Below are 19466 nucleotides of genomic sequence, written 5' to 3'. Positions count from 1 at the left end.
CCAGCTTTTTTATGATTTATTTTTTCTTCTTTTTCTTCTTCTTGTTTTTCTTCACCATACGGTTCATGGCCATTTTTCCTAGTTTACCTTTGATGCCTCCACCAAGCATTTGATCCATACCTGGAATATCCATATTTCCTTTAGACATCTGCTGCATCATTTTTTTAGATTCTTTAAATTGTTTGATCATGCGATTCACTTCAACTACGTTATTCCCTGAACCAGCTGCAATCCGACGACGGCGACTTGGATTTAGCAAGTCAGGATTTTCTCGCTCAGCCGGTGTCATTGAAAGTACCATCGCTTTTTTACGAGCGACATCTTTTGGATCGACTTTAACATTTTCTAAGCCAGGCATATTATTCATACCAGGAATCATTTTTAATAGATCCTCGATTGGTCCCATGCCCATTACTTGATCCAATTGTTCAATAAAATCATTGAAGTCAAAGCTGTTTTCCTTCATTTTTACAGCAAGTTCTTCAGCTTTTTTCTCATCATAATCTTGTTGGGCTTTTTCGATCAGTGTTAACATATCCCCCATGCCTAAAATACGGCTGGACATCCGATCGGGATGGAAAATTTCTAAATCAGTCAGTTTTTCACCAGAACCGATAAATTTGATTGGTGCACCAGTAACTGAACGGATTGATAGTGCTGCACCACCACGCGTGTCTCCATCAAGTTTTGTGATAACAACACCTGTGATGCCTAATTGTTGATTGAAGCTATCTGCAACATTCACTGCATCTTGTCCAGTCATTGCATCAACAACAAGCAAGATATCATCTGGTTGGGCAATTTCTTTGATTTGTTTTAATTCGTCCATCAATGTTTCGTCAATATGCAAACGACCTGCCGTATCGATCAAAACATAATCATTTTTCTTTTCTTTAGCTAATGCCATCCCTTGACGTACAATTTCAACCGGGCTTGTGTCTGTTCCCATATCGAAAACTGGAACATCTAATTGTTGACCAAGTACTTTCAATTGATCGATTGCTGCTGGACGATAGACATCGGCCGCAATCATCAAAGGACGCGCATTTTCAGTTTTGATTAAGTGATTGGCTAATTTACCGCCAAAAGTCGTTTTACCAGCTCCTTGCAAACCAACCATCATGATCACTGTTGGTATCCGCTCTGATTTGTTTAAGCCAACTGTTTCTGTCCCTAATGTCGCTGTTAGTTCTTCATCAACGATTTTAACGATTTGTTGTGCTGGTGATAAACTTTCTAAGACTTCTACTCCAACTGCGCGTTCACGTACACGTTTTGTGAAATCTTTGACTACTTGTAAATTTACATCGGCTTCCAACAAAGCCAAACGAATTTCTCTCATCATTTCTTTTACGTCAGCTTCAGATACTTTTCCTTTACGACGTAATTTGCTCATTGCCTGTTGCAGGCGATCTGTTAAACTTTCAAAAGCCATAATCTCATTCCTCTACTTCTTGTATTTGTTCTATATAGTGGGCGATCGTTGTATCTTTCGGATAGGTTTCTTTCACGTAGTTTTTTAATGTATCCAACAATTCACCACGCACTACGTAATCAGAAAAAAGATGAAGTTTTTTTTCATACTCTTCTAAAATTTTTTCCGTTCGTTTAATATTATCGTACACTGCTTGACGGCTGATCTCATATTCTTCGGCAATTTCTCCTAATGAAAAATCATCGGCATAGTACATCTCCATATAGTTCATTTGTTTTTCTGTTAACAAAGTGGAGTAAAATTCAAACAACGCATTCATTCGATTGGTTTTTTCAATTTCCATAGTCATTACTCCTATCTTCAATCCCTTTTAGGTTACCGATTTCAGAGTGATTAGTCAATAGTTCTTATTTGATTTTCGAGGATTTTTTCAAAAGATTCTATTAATCGATCATAATAACTTTGCGCGTTGGCACAAAAGTCCTTTTTAGAAAAACATTCTTCAATCACTTCTTGTTGATTATTTTTTTGATGATAACCTGTTAAAGTCGCTTTAGCACTAGGATCATTGAGTAATTTTTTTAACGTCTTTAAAGGAACAGGAAACAAACTTGCCACTTCTTCTTCTTGTAATTGAAATTCTCCTAACGAGATTTCTTGTTCAATCAAATAAACATTGGTAAATTCGTTATCAATAAAATGCCCTAATTTGATTTTCACAGGAAATACGCCCAGAAAATGGGCTTTTTCGATGGAAACAGCTATTCCTAATTCTTCTTTAACTTCTCTAAAACCATCGATCACCGTCTCTTGTGCTAATAAATGTCCTGCAGCTGTAATATCCAGTTGGTTAGGGAAGTCTTTCTTTGTCGATGAACGTTTTTGAAAATAAATCGTAAGTTCATTATCTGTCATTGTATAAAACCAGCAATGAAACGTTTCGTGCCAAAGTCCGCATGAGTGGATTCGTTGCCTTGTTTCTGTACCAATTTGTCGATAGTTTTCATCGAAAATCTTTAATACTTCGTTTTCTGACATTTACTTCCCTCACGATCAAGCACTGTTTGCCAGTCATTTTCTGAAATAACCTCAAGTCCTTTTGAAATAAAATAAGCTGTTGCAACGCCAGGTCCACTTCGATGATTTCCAGAAAATGTACCATCATAAATACTTTTTCCACCACAAGAAGGACTATTTTCTTTTAAGATGATCGTTGTTACTTCTTTTTCAATTAGTTTTTGATAGGCCATGATCGCCCCTTGTTTAAATAGGTCAGTCACATCTGCTCCCGTGTTTGTATAAACTTTCGCTTGATCATTCCAAACATCGAGACCGTCTCCACCTATGATTTCAGCTGGTTCTCTAGGAATTGGCAATCCACCTAATACTTCTGGACAAACAAGGATTGCTTTTTGATCTTCTACTAACTTTTTTAAGGCCACAATCTCTTTTGCTTGCCCATCATAACGACAACAAATACCACCAAGACACGCACTAATCCCAATCATTCGCTTCCCTCATTTCAATCTTTATTATTATACCATTTCTTTTGCTTTGAAAGTAGTTTTAGAAACATTCCATAAAATTTTTGATACCTGCAAATCTATGATAAAATAATCTTGTGTTTATTTCGTATTATAAGGAGCCAAATAGATGAAAAAAGTACTTGTTGTCGATGATGAACCATCAATTGTAACATTATTGACTTTTAACTTAGAAAAAGACGGCTATGAAGTGATGTCCGCTGTTGATGGCGCAGTCGGTTATGAATTAGCGTTAACCAATCAATTTGATTTTATTATTTTAGATGTGATGTTACCAAATATGGATGGTTTAGAAATTACCAAGTCCTTACGGCGCGAAAAAATCGACACTCCCATCTTAATCTTGACTGCAAAAGATGATCAAGTTGATAAAATCATCGGGTTAGAAATCGGAGCAGATGACTATTTAACAAAACCCTTTAGCCCTAGAGAAGTACTTGCAAGAATGAAAGCTATCTTTCGCCGCTTAAAACCAGTCGCAAACAAAACAGAAGAATTCAATGAAACAGTCAAAGCGCCTTTAGTATTAGGCGATATTCATGTAGACGAACAAAATTATGAGGTAAGCGTTCGAGGCAAAAAAATCGAACTAACGCCAAAAGAATTTGAACTACTCGTCTACTTTATTAAGCGCAAAGACCGTGTGATCGATCGTGATACTTTATTAGATCGAATTTGGAACTATGACTTTGCTGGTCAAAGCCGTATCGTAGATGTTCATGTTAGCCATTTAAGAGATAAAATCGAGATCGACCCTAAAAGACCAGCATACTTGGTTACAGTCAGAGGATTTGGTTATCGATTTCAGGAGCCTAAAAAATGAAAAAACGTCAACGAATCGAGTATTGGGTAGTCGGTATTATGATGATGTTGTTGTTTGTCGGTAGTATCTTTTTGACAAACTATTTTTTTAAAAAGGAATTATTATCTCAGCAAGAAGAATACTTACAAAAAAAGGGGACCTTGATTCTTGATCAACTCTCCCCTAATTTATTTTTAACACAACACTTCTCTGAGCAGGAAGAAAAATTGATTGAACACTATTCAACAGATAAAAATGAACGCTTGACGTTGATGACTGCTAAAGGAGATATTTTTTATGACAGTATTTATCCTGCACTTCATGAATCAAGAAGTGATCGTCCGGAGATAAAAGCAGTTTTATCGGGTGCTGATTTTGGCTCGGCCTTAAGAAAAAGTATTACTTTAAACCAAGAGTTACTTTATCTCGCCTTGCCAGTTGATAAAAATGGTGAACGAATCGGGATTATTCGCATGTCAGAAGAAACAGCACAATTTTCTAATAGTATTCAATCATTTCGACGCTATATTTTATTCACTTTCGGTTTATTGTTTTTGATTATTAACGCTTTTATCTTTTTACTACTTCATCAGAAAAATGAACCACTGGTCACAGTCCTACCGGTACTAAAAAAAATCGTAAAGTATCCCGATGAAGCTCGCTCCATTATTCAAGACTCACCCGAATGGAATGAATTGTATCAAACGGTCAACTTGTTAAGCCAACAAATGAGTCAAACTTATTTAGCTTATACATCCACTGATGAACAGTTTCATGCGTTACTCGATGAATTGATGATTGGTGTCTTTATCATTGATGTTGATGGAAAACTACAACTGATCAATCCTAAAATGATCAATATTTTGATGATTGATAACAGTGATGTTGGTAAAGATTATTTTGATGTTATCAAAGAGCCTGCATTGATCCACTTGATTCATCAAGTCATTACAGAAAAAAGCTCTGTTCATCAAGAAATCAAGCTGACGGAATCATTGAATGAAACCATTTTAGATATGTCTTTACGCTTCATAGAAGAAGATGGCAATGATTACCAAGTTTTAGGTATTGCGTATGATTTAACTCGAGTGAGACAATTAGAAAAAATGCAAAAAGATTTTGTTAGCAATGTTTCTCATGAATTGAAAACTCCTGTGACTTCTCTATTAGGGTTTACCGAAACATTACTAGATGGAGCCAAAGAAGATCCAGAAACGTTGACCCAATTCTTGGAAATCATGCAAAAAGACGCTTTGCGCCTACAGCAACTTATTCAAGAGATTTTGCAACTTTCACGGGATGGAAAAAATATTTCTTATAATGATCAAGAAGTTTCTTTGCATCCTTTTGTTCAAGAAATTTTGCGTTCTTATCGTAAAACGATCAAAGATAAACATTTAACAATCAAAATCCTTGGCGATGAAACCATAACCTATGTCACAAAATATGAACTTTTCTACCCCATCGTTAAAAATTTGATCGAAAATGCTATTCAATATTCTCAAGTCGACGGTACGATCACAATTGATTTTGGTTTTACTGATACGTTCTATTTTATAGTAAATGATAGCGGTATTGGGATTAGTTTAGAAGATCAAGAACGTATTTTTGAACGTTTCTATCGTGTTGATAAAGCTAGAAGTCGTCATTCTGGCGGTACCGGTCTTGGATTATCAATTGTCCACAATTATACCGAACTATTAGGCGGAACCGTTATGATCGATAGCCATTTAGGCTTAGGCTCAACCTTTACAGTGAGACTTCCAATAAAATAGCAAATCAAAAAGAGGCCGACGTTTTTTACGTCAAGCCTCTTTTTGATTCTTTTAGGGGGAAGAATTTATTTTTTAGTAATAGTTCCAGATACGTCTCTTTCGACTTTCATTGAAGTCATTGGTAAGTAGCCTAGCTCTTTGACTACTCCCTCTTGAACATCATCTGTCAACATGAAGTCTAAGAATGCTTTTACATCATCATCTGGTTGACCTTTAGTATACATATGCTCGTAAGACCAAATTTTCCAAGAATTGTCTGCAACGTTCTCTTCTGTTGGTTTTACATCATCAATACTTAAGGCTAACGTTGAATCATCCATGTATGAAAACGCAAGATAGCTGATTGCTCCAGGTGTTTGTGCAACGATTTGACGCACGGTTCCTGATGAGTCCTGTTCCTGTGATTGGACAGCTGTAGCCCCATCCAGTCCCCATTTTTCGAAGGTTGCGCGTGTACCGCTGCCGCTTGGACGATTGATCACGGCAATCTCTTGATCCTTACCGCCTAGCTCTTTCCAGTTTTTTGTTTTCCCGGTAAAAATATCGATCAACTCTTGCTTACTGATATTTTTGACCCCAACTTCTTTATTCACAACAGGTCCCATACCTACAACAGCCACACGATGGTCAACTAATTTCGACGCATCGACACCAGATTTTTCTTCGGCAAATACATCAGAATTCCCAATTGTTACAGCACCGTCAGATACTTGAGAAAGTCCTGTTCCGCTTCCTCCTCCTTGAACAGAGATTGTATAATTTGGATTTTCTGAAATAAACTGATCTTTCGCTGCATCGACCAATGGTTGTAATGCAGTCGAACCTACAGCAACGATTTTGACTGGTTGATTACTATTAGTGCTACTATCTTTAGATTTATTATTACTGTCACTAGTTGCAGCTCCTTGATTACCGCACCCTGCAATCAAAAGTCCCACACTTAAAACCATTGCTGCTACTAAACGTTTCTTCATCTTTACACGTCCTTTTCAATTAGTTACAAGCTTAGTTTAACAGCACTCTGTTAATTCTGTTTAAACGTTTTGTAAATAATGAGTAAAGGAATGTAAAGGTTCTGTTGAGAGTAAAAAAGTGTCTTGGACAAAAGTCTTTTCAGATTAACAGCATCTTGTTAATCCCAAATAAACGGCGAAAAAAAGCAGCTCCTTCGGAAATAAGCCGAAATTCACAAAAATTTGAAGAACAATTTTCGTGAATTCCTTCTTATTGCTGTAAAAAACAGCGAGGTACGAGCTGATGTTGCACAGTACCTACTTGGTTCTCAGAGCTAAACGCTTTTGTCTCGACCTCTTTTCATCTCAATATATTGACCAATTCGTTTCATTGCTTCTTTTAAGGTAGCCAAATCTGCCGCATAACTAATTCGGACGTAACCTTCAGCTTCTTGACCAAATGCCACACCTGGAATGATTGCAATTGCTTGTTGCTGAGCTAGATCCACACAGAATTTCATTGAATCTTGTTCATAGCCTGTCGGGATTTTAGCAAAAATATAAAAGGCTCCATTCGGTTTAGCCACTTCAAATCCCAAATAATTCATCTGTTCATAAACAAAATCTCGACGCTCACGATATTCTTCTTTCATTGCTGCAGCATCATTCATCCCTTCTACTAAAGCTCTAACTGCGGCTTTTTGTGAAATTGTAGAAGCTGCTGTTACTAAATATTGATGCACTTTGATAATTTCCGCTATTAAATTTTCAGGACCAAAGATAAAACCGATTCGCCACCCTGTCATTGCATGTGATTTTGATAGCCCATTGATCAGAATTGTTCGCTCTGGAATAAATTCTGCAATAGAGACATGTTGATCTTCGTATGTCAATTCACTATAGATTTCATCACTTATTACAAAAATCGGATAGTTTTTTAAGACATCTGCAATCGCCCTGACTTCTTCACGATTATACGTCACTCCGGTTGGATTACTTGGATAATTTAGGATAATGGCCTTGACTTGCTCACCATGTTCTACCATAGCCGTTTCAATCATCTCAGGCGTTAATACGAAATGGTTTGAGGTCGTGTCAATATAAACGGGTTCTGCTTGAGCCAACGTAATCACTGGTTCATACCCTGGATAGATCGGTGCAGGCATCAAAACCTTGTCTCCTGGTTCTAAAATAGCTAAGAGACTTGCTGAAATTGCCTCAGTAGCACCTACAGTCACTAAAACTTCAGAGGCTGGCTGATAACTGACACCATATTTTTCTTTCATAAAAAAAGTAGCTGCTTCACGAACATCTGTTAATCCCGACATCCCAGAATAATGTGAAAAATTTTGGTCGATTGCCTCATGAGCAGCCGTTTTCACATGTTCTGGTGTGTTAAAGTCTGGCTCTCCTAATGTCAGTTTTATAATGCCATCGATATTTGTTACTTGTTCATCAAATTGGCGAATCAATGAAACAGCAATTTTGTCTACTTGTTTGTTAAAGCGTTGAGTTAAATCCATCAAACCATCTCCTCTTACTTGCTCATCTGCTAGCTGCAAAATCGATTATCCTCGAAACACTAGTAGTATAATTGTATTTTTCTTAATGGAATTATAATAGCATAATTCCGTTTAAAATGAAATTTCTATTTCAAAATTTCGTTTTTTCTTTCCAAATACACATTTTACTCTTGCGAAAGCGCTCATGCTTCTCTATAGTTAAAAGAAATGAAGGGAGCGAACCAAAATGAAAGGTCTTAGAAAAATCACACCTTACGTTCCAGGAGAGCAGCCAAATTACCCAGCTATGATCAAATTGAACACAAATGAAAATCCTTATCCCCCTGCTCCAAAAGTTGCGGATACATTGAAACACTTCGACGTGGAACAATTAAAACGGTATAGTTCCATTGATAATCTTACCTTAAAAAAAGCTTTAGGAGCCAAGCATCAATTATCTCCAGAACACTTTTTGATTGGTAACGGTTCTGATGAGGTCTTAGCTTTTTGTTTCCTTGCCTTTTTTAACAGCTCTGATCCGCTCTTATTTCCAGATATCACTTATGGTTTTTATAAAGTTTGGGCTGATTTGTTTCAAGTTCCATTTAAAGAGTTACCGTTAAATGATCAGTTTGAATTAGTTATTGATGATTATAAACAACTGAACGGCGGAATCATCATCGCAAATCCTAATGCACCTACAGGTTTATTTAAACCACTTTCTGAAATCGAGTATCTATTAAATGAAAATCCAGAAGTGATTGTCATCATTGATGAAGCCTATATTGATTTTGCTGGATGCTCTGCTGTCACGCTTCTAGATAGTTACCCTAATCTGATCATTATCCGAACCTTTTCAAAGTCAAGCTCATTGGCGGGATTACGGGTAGGTTATGCTATTGGCAATCCTGAATATATAAAAATTGCGGAAAGCATAAAATCATCCTTTAATCCTTATTCAGTTGATATGTTAGCTGAAAAATTAGCTGTAGCGGCTGTTGAAGATTCAGCCTATTATAAGGGAATAACACAGAAAATTTGTACAACTAGAGACTGGTTTTCTAAAAACATAACAAATTTTGGCTTTTCTACCCTGGTTTCAAAAACAAACTTTGTGCTGCTAACTCATCCTAATTTAAATATGAACGAGCTGTATCACTATTTAGAAACAAAAGACGTATTTGTTCGCTACTTTCCAAAAATTGAGCGATTGAAAAATTATTTGCGTGTTTCAATTGGAACACAGGTCGAAATGGAAAAAGTTTCCCAACTTCTGCATGATTATGTGATACATGATAACGAATAAAATATTAGCACCAAAAAATCAGCTGTTCAAAGAACTGATTGTTTGGTGCTATAATCTAGCTGAGCATTATTTACAACGCTTGATCATTGTAATAGTAACGGCTGTAAGTATAGTTGTTGCGGTTACCGGATTGGGAATGTTAATTGAGCATCCCATTAGCTCATCGTCAGGTGTCCGCTCAAATGGTGTACCGATAATATCATCTAACATTATATTATTCCGCTTTTTTTCTATTGTTGAAATCGATAACTTTCTCATATAATCACTCCATTCTTTGTTCTACATAAAATCCAGATATTTGGCTAAAATTCTTAACTTTTGATTTTTATCTACAAAATGGACTTTTAGTAAATATGACACCTGAAACGGCAGATTTCATATTAATAAGCTGCAGTACACTTTTTCCCACAGATTTTTCAAATGACCTACCGATGACCTGATCCATAACAATTTTATTCTCTCTTCTTTCCATCATTTCTATTGATAATTTTCTCATAACAAACAACACCTTCTTTTTTTTAATTCTATCACAATCAGACGCAACTTAATAGATAGTATTTCTAACAAAAAAAAAAGAACACTCGATAATTCAAAGTGTTCTTTTACATTCTCTTCTATTTTGTTTGACAACAGTAAAATCTGATAAAAAATAGGTAGTCCTGACTCGCTTCAAAATAATTGTTTCAATTCTTTTATAAAATACTGACCAATTGTGCTGATTGTTTTATTTTTTTGGTAAAGAACACAGATTTTATTATTGGTACTTTCTGCTAATGGAACCAAGCGTATTTCCTTTTTAGTAAAACCCGTTACCACACCAGAACCAGAGGCATAAGCATCTGTCTCCACCAGCAAATTCATCAATGTTCCACGATCATTCGTATAAATCACGGTTTCTTGCTCCTGATTTTCAATTAAATCCTCTGAAAAATAAGCGAAATTACTGCCTTCTTGGGTAAATCGCACTTGAGGATAGCAGCATAGTTGCTCCAGTTGAATTTCCTTTTGCTGGGCTAAGGGATGATTCTTTCCAAGAAAAATGTGCGTTTTAAAACTACCCATCACATCATACGTTAAATTGGCTTGCTCTAAATATCGCTCAATCCCAGATTGGTTTTGGCTATTTAAATAAATGATCCCAAGTTCACTATGATAACTTTTCACATCTTCAATGACTTTTAGTGTTGTTGTCTCAAAAACACGGAAATTTTTGTACTGATCTTTAAATCGTTGAATCACTCTACCCATTACTTCGCCTAAAAAATCATAGTGTTGAGAGGAAATTGAAAAACGTTCGCTTTTAGTCACTTCCTGATAACGGTTTTCAATCATTTCCATCTGAGTCAAGATTTTTTCTGCATGTTCTAAGAATGTCAGTCCCTCTTCCGTCAAAGAAGCCCCTTTGTTCGTACGAATAAACAACGTCACCCCGATCTCTTCCTCTAATTCCCGAATCCCATTAGAAAGACTTGGCTGCGTGATAAAGAGCTTTTTCGCCGCTTCTCGAAAGCTGCCGTTATTCGCAACTGCTACAACATATTTCATCTGTTGAATATTCATAGGTGACCTCCATCTTATTCGGAAAAATAGATTTTTCGTCCATTTAACGCTTGGACAGGGCGATTATTGAACGGTAACATCCCTTCATCAATTCGTTCAAAGAACTCTTGATCCATTTTTTGAATCGTATCAAATACAAACCAATGGACCGGTCCTTTGGTCGGTGGTGTTGTCAACGAACCTAAATAATGAAAATGTGATTTTTGTTCAGGTAAAAAAATTGAAGGATCAAACCATTGTTGATGGGTTTCTGATTTCCATTTCAGAGTTGTTTTATTTTTTGAAAATTTATTTTCTTCTGTTGTGATTGTAAATAAACAACCAACAACTAAGTTATCACCAGAATTATTCATATGGACTAAATGAAATTCCAATGGTGAGTGTTCGCCATCAAAGGTATGTTCACTTGGCGTATGAAAATGAATATCAGTCAAATAGTATTTTTCATCTTCAAAAATGATATAGCTTTCTGTATTTGGTGGAACAAAATGAAATGTATTTTTAAATTCTTTTTCTGTAAACTCTTCTGATTTATAACAAAAATCAATCGCTCTACTTGTTGATACACCCTTGACTAAGTTTTTTGATAAATTAATTGGTGATTGGTAAGGATACTTTGCACCAGTTGAAAACCAATCACACAGGGTATGCCAATGCTCGGGTCCGAGCTCTCCTTCGTATCCCCATTCTACATCCATATTCCGAATATTTTTCATCAAACCCCACCTTCTAATTTTGTTACTTGAATAAAATAACTGTATCTTATTTAGGATTAACAGTCAATTTTCAAAAACTACTCCATGCATTTTTATAAATTATAGCATATTATGAAGAATTCATTGAATCAAGAAAAAAAGTATAACCTTTGACTAACTGATCAAAAATTATACTTTCATGCGTGATACTACTTATTTAGCCAATTTTCAGGATCTTTTTTCCAATCTTTTAAGAGCGCAACATCATTTTCTTCAATATAATTGGATTCTAAAGCCGCATCGATCAATGTTGAATAGTTTGTTAACGTAAGCAAATCAATATTATGTTCTTCAAATTTTTGTTTTCCTTTGGGTAACTCATAAGTGAAGATTGCTGCTACACCTAAAATATCTGCCCCTTCACGTTTTGCGGCCTCAGCTGCTTCTAAAACGCTGCCACCTGTTGAAATCAAATCTTCGATCACAACCATTTTTTGTCCTTTAAAAATCCGACCTTCAATTTGGTTGCCTTTGCCATGTTCTTTGGCTTTACTGCGGATATAGACCATTGGTAAGTCTAAAATATCTGCAACCCACGCCGCATGAGGAATTCCAGCAGTTGCTGTTCCTGCAATGACTTGAACATCAGGATAAGTTGCTCTGATTTTTTCTGCTAATCCTTTAGCGATCTCTTTACGAACGACTGGATAACTCATAGTAATACGGTTATCACAATAAATTGGGCTTTTGATTCCACTGGCCCAAGTAAAGGGTTCGTTTGGGCTTAAGAATACCGCTTCTATTTCTAATAAATCTTTCGCAATCGTTTTAGCTAGTTCTGTCATTTGGTTTCTCCATTCCATTCATTTTTAATTTGTTGGTACGCTTTGTATGGCTCCTCAGCTTGTGTTATTGGTCGCCCAACAACAATATAGGTCGAACCAATCTTTCTTGCATCGGTTGGTGTTACTACACGTTGTTGATCGCCCACATCACTCCCGCTTGGACGAATTCCTGGTGTTAGGCAGATGAAAGCCTCACTTGTCGCTTGATGAATTGCTTGGGCTTCAAGTGCTGAACAAACCACACCATCTAAACTAGCTTGTTCAGTACATTTGGCGTAATGAATCACACTCTCATTTAATGAAACATCAATTAATTGCTCTTCTCGCATGTCTTGTTCACTTGTTGATGTAAGTTGTGTTACAGCAATTAAGATCGGTACTCTAGCGCCTGCCAGTGTTCCTTTTTCTAGCCCTGCTTTTGCAGCTTTCATCATTTTAATACCGCCTGCTGCATGAACGTTCGTCATGTCGACACCAAGTTTAGCTAGGCCAATCATTGATTTTTCCACAGTATTAGGAATGTCATGCAATTTTAAATCTAGAAAAACAGAATGGCCCAATGATTTTAACCAACGAACAATTGCTGGCCCTTCTTGATAAAACAACTCCATTCCTACTTTAACAAATAATGACTCTGTTACAGGGAATAGCTGTAAAAAATTTGCTACTTCTATTTTTGAAGGAAAATCTAGTGCGATGATCGGTCGTTGACTCATTTATTTTTTTCCTCCCTAACTTCTTTAATTAGTTGCTCCAAAGATTCGATCCCAAGTTCTGCCATTCTGCTAGGCAATGCTTCGATTAATTTTGGACAAATATACGGATCAGTAAAGTTAGCTGTTCCAACAGCTACTGCGCTTGCTCCAGCCATAAACATTTCTAATACATCATCCACAGTCTGAACACCACCCATACCAATGATCGGTAAAGTAGAAATTTGTGACACTTGGTTGATCAATCGAATCGCAACAGGTTTGATTGCAGGCCCTGATAGTCCTCCTGTTTGATTTGCCAAAACCGGACGACGTGTTTTTAAATCGATACGCATCCCTAAAAGTGTGTTGATCATAGAGAATCCATCCGCACCGCCTGCTTCAATCGCTTGGGCAACTGGAACAATATCTGTTACATTTGGCGAAAGTTTCACGTAAATTGGGACCTTTGCCACTTTTTTTACAGCTTGCGTTAGTTGAAATGCAACATCTGGATCTGTTCCAAACGCAATTCCACCATGTTTTACATTAGGACATGAGATATTTAACTCGATTGCTGTTACATTAGGAGCATCACCAATTTTGCTGCAAACCTCAACATAGTCTTCTTCACAAGCCCCGGCAACATTGGCAATGATTGGTACATCGTACGCTTCCAAAGCTGGAAGTTTTGTATTCATGACAACATCCAACCCCGGGTTTTGTAGACCGATCGCATTTAACATACCGCTTGGTGTTTCTGCAACTCTAGGTGTTGGATTGCCAAAACGTGCTTGCGGAGTCGTGGCTTTGATCATGATCGAACCAAGTTTCCCCAAATCATAATACTTAGCATATTCTTCACCAAAACCAAAACACCCACTAGCAGGAATAATTGGATTCTTTAATTCTAAGCCTGGAATACTGATCGCTAACGGGTTTTCCATCATAAAACCACCTCACTAGCTCTAAAAATTGGACCTTCATCACAAACCTTGACACTCGAAGTTCCGCTTTCATCACCTGGCACATGGCAGACACAGGCGTAACATGCTCCCATACCGCAAGCCATTCGTTGTTCTAATGAAAGAAACACATTAGGATTATCAGAAAAAACGTGTGCGATCATTTTTAACATACCATTAGCACCACAAGCATAAACTGCATCAGGTCGCTCTTTTTCTATAGCAGATAATAAAAGGTTTCCCACATTTCCTTCAACACCAAAAGAACCATCGTCTGTCGCAAAACGTGTATCACCTAAAGCCATAAATTCTTCTTGGAAATAAGCGACTTCCTTAGAGGCAAACCCGAGAAAATGTACGACTTCGATCCCTTTTTGCTTCAATTGCTTTGACAGTTCATACATAGGTGGAATCCCGATACCGCCACCGATTACATAAGCTTTTTGACCAGTTTTCAAACAATCGACATCAAACCCATTTCCCAAAGGCCCCATCACATCCAATAAGTCCCCCGCTTTAAGTTCAGAAAAAGCTTTCGTGCCATCTCCCTCTGTGCGATAAATAATTGTACAAGTCTGTGCCTCTTTGTTAATTTGATTGATACTGATTGGCCTTCTTAAAAGCAGATCTGCTCGAGGTACTTTTATATGAATAAACTGCCCAGGTTTTTCCATTTCATCAACTAATTTACCTGTCAGTGTCATTTGAAAAATTCTTGGTGCTAATTGTTTTTGAGAAACGATCGTCATTATTTCCTGTTTCATGTATGCAACTCCTTCTCAAGACTTTATTGTAATAAAGAGGCTGGGACAGAAGTGTTTAATCCCGAGAACCAAGTAGGTACTGTACAACATCAGCTCGTACCTCGCTGTGTTTTACAGCAATAAGAAAGAATTCACGAAAATTGCCAAGAATCACAGTGAGTTTGCGAACTGATGATGATTGGTACCTACTCGGTGCTCTTCAAATTTTTGTGAATTCTGGCTTATTTCCGAAGGGATTGCTTCTGCATCTACGGTTCTCGTTTCACTCCGATCCTCGAAGCATGGAGGACCGTTTGCTCCCACCGTTTATCCGGACTCCAGATGTCTGGGATATGACTCACAGAGTTATGTCTCAGACACTTTAAATTTAGATAGACTCTGTTGAAAATGACCGTGATTCCAACACTTTTAAGATGGCTTCTGCCGTATCCAGTGAAGTGAATAATGGGACACCATGTTCTACTGCTTCACGTCTGATCAAAAACCCATCTTGATTTAAATCAGAACGATTCTTATCCATCGTATTTACCACAACTTGGGCTTCCCCGCTACGAATCAAATCAAGAACCGTTTCGCCACCTTGATTGATTTTAAGAACGGTTTTAACTAATAAGCCATTTTCTGCTAAAAATTCAGCCGTACCTTTTGTTGCGATCAAGCTATAGCCAATTTCATTAAATCGTTTTGCTAATGCCAACGCTTCTTCTTTTGTTTCATCAGCTATGGTAAACAAGACTGCACCAAAACTTGGCAAATGTAACCCTGATGCTTCAAACGCTTTATATAAGGCTTTTTCTAGACTATAATCAGAACCCATTACTTCACCCGTTGATTTCATTTCAGGCCCTAAATAAGTATCGACCTTTTGGAGTTTAGTGAAAGAAAATACGGGTGCTTTGATATGGACTTGCTGACTTTCAGGATATAAACCATCTTGATAGCCTAGATCGGTTAGTTTTTCACCAAGAATTGCTTTTGTAGCGACTTGAGCCATCGGAATTCCTGTGATTTTGCTTAAAAATGGTACTGTTCGACTAGCACGTGGATTAACTTCGATCACATAGACTTTTTCCTCATGGATCACGAATTGGATATTCATCATACCGATACAGTTCAATCCGATTGCTAATTTTTTTGTATAATCGGCAATCGTTTGTTGAATTTCATTCGACAAAGTTTGTGGCGGATACACCGCCATTGAATCACCCGAATGGACTCCAGCACGTTCAATATGTTCCATAATACCAGGAATCAAGACCGTTTGACCGTCGCAAATCGCGTCTACTTCACATTCTTTACCTAATAAATAGCTGTCAACTAAGACAGGATGCTCTGGTGAAGCTTTTACTGCATTTCGCATATAATCTTCCAAGTCTTTTTGGTTTTCAACAATTTCCATTGCTCGTCCACCAAGAACATAGCTTGGTCGAACTAAAACTGGATAACCGATTCTATTGGCAACAGCTACGGCTTCTTCAGCGCTCGTAGCGGTATCACCAGGTGGTTGTGGAATATCCAACGCTTGTAGTGCTTGCTCAAATAAGTCCCGATTTTCTGCTCTATCTAAATCTTCGATCGACGTTCCTAAGATTTTTACACCTTGCTTAACTAGTGGTTCTGCTAGGTTGATTGCTGTTTGACCGCCAAACTGAACGATTACGCCTGTTGGTTGCTCTAACTCAATTACATTCATCACGTCTTCAAGCGTTAATGGTTCAAAATATAATTTATCCGAAATCGAGAAGTCTGTTGAAACTGTTTCAGGATTACTATTCATAATGATTGCTTCATACCCTGCTGCTTGGATTGCTTTTACTGAATGAACGGTTGCATAATCGAATTCTACTCCTTGTCCGATTCTGATTGGACCAGATCCTAAAACCAAAACAGACGGTTTTTCAGAACGGATGCTTTCATTTTCGAATTCATACGTACTGTAAAAATAAGGAGTTTTAGATTCAAACTCAGCCGCGCAAGTGTCAACCATTTTATAAACTGGCAGTATCTTTTGCTCATGACGATAGTCAGAAACTTCTTGTTCACTTGTTTGCCATAAATCAGCAATTTTTCGATCAGTAAACCCATTTTGTTTTGCTTCTTTTAATGTTTCGTTATCTTTGAAATTACTTTCCAATGCGGTCTCTAGCTCAACGATATGAAGTAATTTATCAAGGAAGAACAAATCGATTTTAGTTAGCATAGCCAACTCTTCGATCGTAAATCCTCTTCTGATGGCTTCTGATAGATAAAATAAGCGGTCATCTTGTGCTTTTACGATTTTTTCTGTCAAAAGTTCATCACTAACTTCTTTTATTTCTTTTAATTCATTATGATAAGCACCGATTTCTAGTGAACGAACAGCTTTTAGTAATGATTCTTCGATGTTACGACCGATGGCCATAACCTCACCTGTCGCTTTCATTTGAGTACCTAAACGACGTTCCCCTTTTTCAAATTTATCGAAAGGCCAGCGAGGAATTTTTGCCACTACGTAATCCAATGCTGGCTCAAATTCTGCATAGGTTGTTCCTGTAACTGGATTTTTCATTTCATCCAAAGTTAATCCTACAGCAATTTTAGCTGCTAATTTAGCAATCGGGTAGCCAGTTGCTTTACTGGCTAGGGCGGACGATCTAGAAACTCTTGGATTCACTTCAATCACATAATAATTAAAACTGTGTGGATCTAGTGCTAACTGAACGTTACAGCCCCCTTCTATTTTTAGCGCTCTAATGATTTTAAGGGACGCATCACGCAGCATTTGATATTCATGATCAGATAGAGTTTGACTTGGTGCGAATACAATCGAATCTCCTGTATGGATCCCGACTGGATCGAAGTTTTCCATATTACAAACAACGATTGCATTGTCAGCGGAATCTCGCATCACTTCATACTCGATTTCTTTAAAACCAGCAATACTCTTTTCGATCAAGCACTGTGTTGCAGGCGATAATTTCAGCCCATTTTCAGCAATGAGCCGTAATTCCGCTTCATTATCACACATTCCTCCGCCCGTTCCACCTAAAGTAAACGCAGGACGTACAATGATCGGATAACCAATCGTATTGGCAAATTCTACTGCTTCCTCTACAGTATTGACGATTTCACTTTCAGGAATCGGTTGATCCAACTCTTCCATTAATTGTTTAAACAAATCACGATCTTCAGCTTGGTCGATCGCATTTAATTTAGTTCCTAGCAATTCTACATTCAGTTCAGTCAAAATTCCAGATGCGGCAAGTTCCATTGCCATATTTAACCCTGTTTGACCACCTAAAGTCGGTAGTAATGCATCTGGTCGTTCTTTTCGTAGAATACGAGAGACAAATTCTAGTGTGATCGGTTCAATATATACTTGATCGGCAATTTCTTTATCTGTCATGATCGTTGCCGGGTTTGAATTAACCAAAACGACTTCGTATCCTTCTTCTCTTAAAGCAAGACAGGCTTGTGTGCCAGCATAATCAAATTCTGCAGCTTGGCCAATAATGATCGGTCCAGAACCGATTACCATGATTTTCTTGATATCTGATCTTTTTGGCATTAGTCCTGCTCCTTCCATGCATCCATTAATTCCATAAATTCGTCAAACAAATGTAAACCGTCGTGTGGACCAGGTGCTGCATCTGGGTGGTATTGAACGGTAAAGGCCGGGTATTGACGATGTCTAACCCCTTCTACTGAGCCATCATTCACCTCTACATGAGTAACCATCAACTTCTCAGGATCAACTGTTGTAGCATCAACTGCATAGCCATGATTTTGTGAAGTAAAATCGATTCTCCCAGTTGCTATTTCTCGAACCGGATGATTTAAGCCCCTATGACCAAACTTCATTTTATAGGTATCTGCTCCATTAGCTAAAGCGAATAATTGATGACCTAGGCAAATACCGAAAATCGGGACTTTTCCTTGGATTGCTTGAATCATTTCAATCGCTTCTGGCACATCCTTTGGGTCCCCTGGGCCATTTGTTAACATCACACCATCTGGTGAAAGTTCTAAAATCGTTTCCGCATCAGTGTTGTACGGTAACACGGTCAAGTTGCAATGACGTTTTGATAATTCTCTTAAAATACTATGCTTCAAACCAAAATCAACAACGATCACATTTCTACCGATTCCAGGACTTGGGTAAGGTTTGGTTGTGGAAACTTGCGCTACTTGATTTTTGGGCAAGACAGTCGCTTTTAACTGATCAAATTCATGAGTTAGATCGTCATCAATGTCGATAAACCCAGCTTTCATGGTTCCAATAGAACGAAGTTTTTTAGTCAATGCACGAGTGTCGATTCCAGAAATCCCTGGTATGCCTTTTCTTTTTAGAAATTCGTCCAGCGTCATTTGTGCCCGCCAGTTTGAAGCTAAGCGTGCATGTTCTTTCACTACCACGCCTTTACAAGTAGGCGAAATTGATTCATAATCATCACGATTGACACCGTAGTTTCCGACCATTGGATAGGTAAATGTAATAATTTGACCATTGAAACTTTGGTCAGTGATCGTTTCTTGGTAACCTGTCATACTTGTTGTAAAAACAATCTCTCCAACAACGTTGACCTCTGCACCAAAGGCTTTTCCTTCAAAAACGGTTCCGTCTTCTAGTATCAATAGTCGCTTCAACT

At 37.6% G+C, this 19466-nt stretch carries 19 protein-coding genes; 3 read left to right on the top strand and 16 right to left on the bottom strand.

All coding sequences use genetic code 11. The annotated features are described in order from the left end of the window. Positions 1-16 precede the first annotated feature (16 nt). Genes ffh through A5866_RS02295 form a run of 4 tightly spaced genes read right to left on the bottom strand, consistent with a single transcriptional unit; the run spans position 17 to position 2943 of the window. The gene (gene ffh, locus A5866_RS02310) at positions 17-1435 is read right to left on the bottom strand and encodes a signal recognition particle protein (protein WP_086444484.1); all 1419 of its coding nucleotides are present in this window, start codon (positions 1433-1435) and stop codon (positions 17-19) included. Positions 1436-1439: 4 nt separating this feature from the next. Continuing rightward, positions 1440-1778, bottom strand: coding sequence for a putative DNA-binding protein (locus A5866_RS02305; protein WP_086279521.1), 339 nt, complete (start codon positions 1776-1778; stop codon positions 1440-1442). A gap of 50 nt (positions 1779-1828) precedes the next feature. Then, positions 1829-2473: an NUDIX hydrolase gene (locus tag A5866_RS02300; RefSeq protein ID WP_086279522.1), complete on the bottom strand. Its 645-nt coding sequence runs from the start codon at positions 2471-2473 to the stop codon at positions 1829-1831. Further along, a complete protein-coding gene (locus tag A5866_RS02295; RefSeq protein WP_086279523.1) occupies positions 2452-2943 on the bottom strand; it encodes a DUF523 domain-containing protein in 492 nt (163 codons plus the stop codon). Before A5866_RS02295 ends, A5866_RS02300 begins: the two co-directional genes overlap by 22 nt. Before the next feature lie 145 nt (positions 2944-3088). On the opposite strand from A5866_RS02295, the gene A5866_RS02290 reads away from it, so the two are divergent. Both A5866_RS02290 and A5866_RS02285 read left to right on the top strand, forming a co-directional pair. Next, a complete protein-coding gene (locus A5866_RS02290) occupies positions 3089-3802 on the top strand; it encodes a response regulator transcription factor (protein WP_086279524.1) in 714 nt (237 codons plus the stop codon). Then, the gene (locus A5866_RS02285; protein WP_086279525.1) at positions 3799-5556 is read left to right on the top strand and encodes a sensor histidine kinase; all 1758 of its coding nucleotides are present in this window, start codon (positions 3799-3801) and stop codon (positions 5554-5556) included. The genes A5866_RS02290 and A5866_RS02285 overlap by 4 nt, the downstream gene beginning before the upstream one ends. 65 nt (positions 5557-5621) lie before the next feature. Here the strand turns inward: A5866_RS02285 and A5866_RS02280 are convergent, their stop codons facing one another. After that, the gene (locus tag A5866_RS02280; protein ID WP_086279526.1) at positions 5622-6530 is read right to left on the bottom strand and encodes a phosphate ABC transporter substrate-binding protein PstS family protein; all 909 of its coding nucleotides are present in this window, start codon (positions 6528-6530) and stop codon (positions 5622-5624) included. Between the two features lie 314 nt (positions 6531-6844). Then, complete coding sequence (locus A5866_RS02275) at positions 6845-8032, bottom strand: pyridoxal phosphate-dependent aminotransferase (protein ID WP_086444485.1); 1188 nt, start codon at positions 8030-8032, stop codon at positions 6845-6847. Between the two features lie 226 nt (positions 8033-8258). Between A5866_RS02275 and hisC the strand changes: the two genes are divergently transcribed. Then, positions 8259-9317, top strand: coding sequence for a histidinol-phosphate transaminase (hisC, locus tag A5866_RS02270; protein ID WP_086444486.1), 1059 nt, complete (start codon positions 8259-8261; stop codon positions 9315-9317). 66 nt (positions 9318-9383) lie between these two features. Here hisC and A5866_RS02265 read toward each other — a convergent pair whose 3' ends face one another. The 10 genes from A5866_RS02265 to A5866_RS02220 form a co-directional block, all read right to left on the bottom strand. After that, positions 9384-9575: a hypothetical protein gene (locus A5866_RS02265; protein ID WP_086444487.1), complete on the bottom strand. Its 192-nt coding sequence runs from the start codon at positions 9573-9575 to the stop codon at positions 9384-9386. Positions 9576-9642: 67 nt separating this feature from the next. Next, entirely contained in the window at positions 9643-9813 is a 171-nt protein-coding gene (locus tag A5866_RS02260) for a hypothetical protein (protein ID WP_176271440.1), read from the bottom strand. Positions 9814-9986: 173 nt separating this feature from the next. Next, entirely contained in the window at positions 9987-10877 is an 891-nt protein-coding gene (locus A5866_RS02255) for a LysR family transcriptional regulator (RefSeq protein WP_086444488.1), read from the bottom strand. Between the two features lie 14 nt (positions 10878-10891). Next, positions 10892-11593, bottom strand: coding sequence for a carbonic anhydrase (locus A5866_RS02250; protein WP_086444489.1), 702 nt, complete (start codon positions 11591-11593; stop codon positions 10892-10894). Between the two features lie 188 nt (positions 11594-11781). Continuing rightward, on the bottom strand, positions 11782-12417 hold the full coding sequence (gene pyrE / locus A5866_RS02245) for an orotate phosphoribosyltransferase (RefSeq protein ID WP_086279532.1): 636 nt from the start codon (positions 12415-12417) through the stop codon (positions 11782-11784). Next, the gene (gene pyrF / locus A5866_RS02240; RefSeq protein WP_086444490.1) at positions 12414-13133 is read right to left on the bottom strand and encodes an orotidine-5'-phosphate decarboxylase; all 720 of its coding nucleotides are present in this window, start codon (positions 13131-13133) and stop codon (positions 12414-12416) included. The genes pyrE and pyrF overlap by 4 nt, the downstream gene beginning before the upstream one ends. After that, entirely contained in the window at positions 13130-14059 is a 930-nt protein-coding gene (locus A5866_RS02235; protein WP_086279534.1) for a dihydroorotate dehydrogenase, read from the bottom strand. Before A5866_RS02235 ends, pyrF begins: the two co-directional genes overlap by 4 nt. Then, positions 14056-14838 carry a dihydroorotate dehydrogenase electron transfer subunit gene (locus tag A5866_RS02230; protein WP_086279535.1) on the bottom strand — a complete coding sequence of 261 codons (783 nt, stop codon included), beginning with the start codon at positions 14836-14838 and terminating at the stop codon, positions 14056-14058. The genes A5866_RS02235 and A5866_RS02230 overlap by 4 nt, the downstream gene beginning before the upstream one ends. A 367-nt stretch (positions 14839-15205) precedes the next feature. Continuing rightward, positions 15206-18385 (bottom strand): carbamoyl-phosphate synthase large subunit, encoded by a 3180-nt coding sequence (gene carB / locus A5866_RS02225; RefSeq protein WP_086444491.1) that lies wholly within the window; start codon positions 18383-18385, stop codon positions 15206-15208. Continuing rightward, a complete protein-coding gene (locus A5866_RS02220; protein ID WP_086279537.1) occupies positions 18385-19464 on the bottom strand; it encodes a carbamoyl phosphate synthase small subunit in 1080 nt (359 codons plus the stop codon). Before A5866_RS02220 ends, carB begins: the two co-directional genes overlap by 1 nt. Between the last annotated feature and the right edge of the window lie 2 nt (positions 19465-19466).

Origin of the sequence: Enterococcus sp. 12C11_DIV0727, from assembly GCF_002148425.2 — a bacterium.
In the GTDB taxonomy this organism is placed as follows: domain Bacteria; phylum Bacillota; class Bacilli; order Lactobacillales; family Enterococcaceae; genus Enterococcus_L; species Enterococcus_L lemimoniae.
Note: the sequence above shows the minus strand (reverse complement) of the source record. Positions and strands in the feature narration are given on the sequence as shown.

Bases quoted from the DNA above. Each gene is read 5' to 3' on its own strand.
- ffh (WP_086444484.1), bottom strand. From the start codon at position 1,435: ATGGCTTTTGAAAGTTTAACAGATCGCCTGCAACAGGCAATGAGCAAA.
- A5866_RS02305 (WP_086279521.1), bottom strand. From the start codon at position 1,778: ATGGAAATTGAAAAAACCAATCGAATGAATGCGTTGTTTGAATTTTAC.
- A5866_RS02300 (WP_086279522.1), bottom strand. From the start codon at position 2,473: ATGTCAGAAAACGAAGTATTAAAGATTTTCGATGAAAACTATCGACAA.
- A5866_RS02295 (WP_086279523.1), bottom strand. From the start codon at position 2,943: ATGATTGGGATTAGTGCGTGTCTTGGTGGTATTTGTTGTCGTTATGAT.
- A5866_RS02290 (WP_086279524.1), top strand. From the start codon at position 3,089: ATGAAAAAAGTACTTGTTGTCGATGATGAACCATCAATTGTAACATTA.
- A5866_RS02285 (WP_086279525.1), top strand. From the start codon at position 3,799: ATGAAAAAACGTCAACGAATCGAGTATTGGGTAGTCGGTATTATGATG.
- A5866_RS02280 (WP_086279526.1), bottom strand. From the start codon at position 6,530: ATGAAGAAACGTTTAGTAGCAGCAATGGTTTTAAGTGTGGGACTTTTG.
- A5866_RS02275 (WP_086444485.1), bottom strand. From the start codon at position 8,032: ATGGATTTAACTCAACGCTTTAACAAACAAGTAGACAAAATTGCTGTT.
- hisC (WP_086444486.1), top strand. From the start codon at position 8,259: ATGAAAGGTCTTAGAAAAATCACACCTTACGTTCCAGGAGAGCAGCCA.
- A5866_RS02265 (WP_086444487.1), bottom strand. From the start codon at position 9,575: ATGAGAAAGTTATCGATTTCAACAATAGAAAAAAAGCGGAATAATATA.
- A5866_RS02260 (WP_176271440.1), bottom strand. From the start codon at position 9,813: ATGAGAAAATTATCAATAGAAATGATGGAAAGAAGAGAGAATAAAATT.
- A5866_RS02255 (WP_086444488.1), bottom strand. From the start codon at position 10,877: ATGAATATTCAACAGATGAAATATGTTGTAGCAGTTGCGAATAACGGC.
- A5866_RS02250 (WP_086444489.1), bottom strand. From the start codon at position 11,593: ATGAAAAATATTCGGAATATGGATGTAGAATGGGGATACGAAGGAGAG.
- pyrE (WP_086279532.1), bottom strand. From the start codon at position 12,417: ATGACAGAACTAGCTAAAACGATTGCGAAAGATTTATTAGAAATAGAA.
- pyrF (WP_086444490.1), bottom strand. From the start codon at position 13,133: ATGAGTCAACGACCGATCATCGCACTAGATTTTCCTTCAAAAATAGAA.
- A5866_RS02235 (WP_086279534.1), bottom strand. From the start codon at position 14,059: ATGATGGAAAACCCGTTAGCGATCAGTATTCCAGGCTTAGAATTAAAG.
- A5866_RS02230 (WP_086279535.1), bottom strand. From the start codon at position 14,838: ATGAAACAGGAAATAATGACGATCGTTTCTCAAAAACAATTAGCACCA.
- carB (WP_086444491.1), bottom strand. From the start codon at position 18,385: ATGCCAAAAAGATCAGATATCAAGAAAATCATGGTAATCGGTTCTGGA.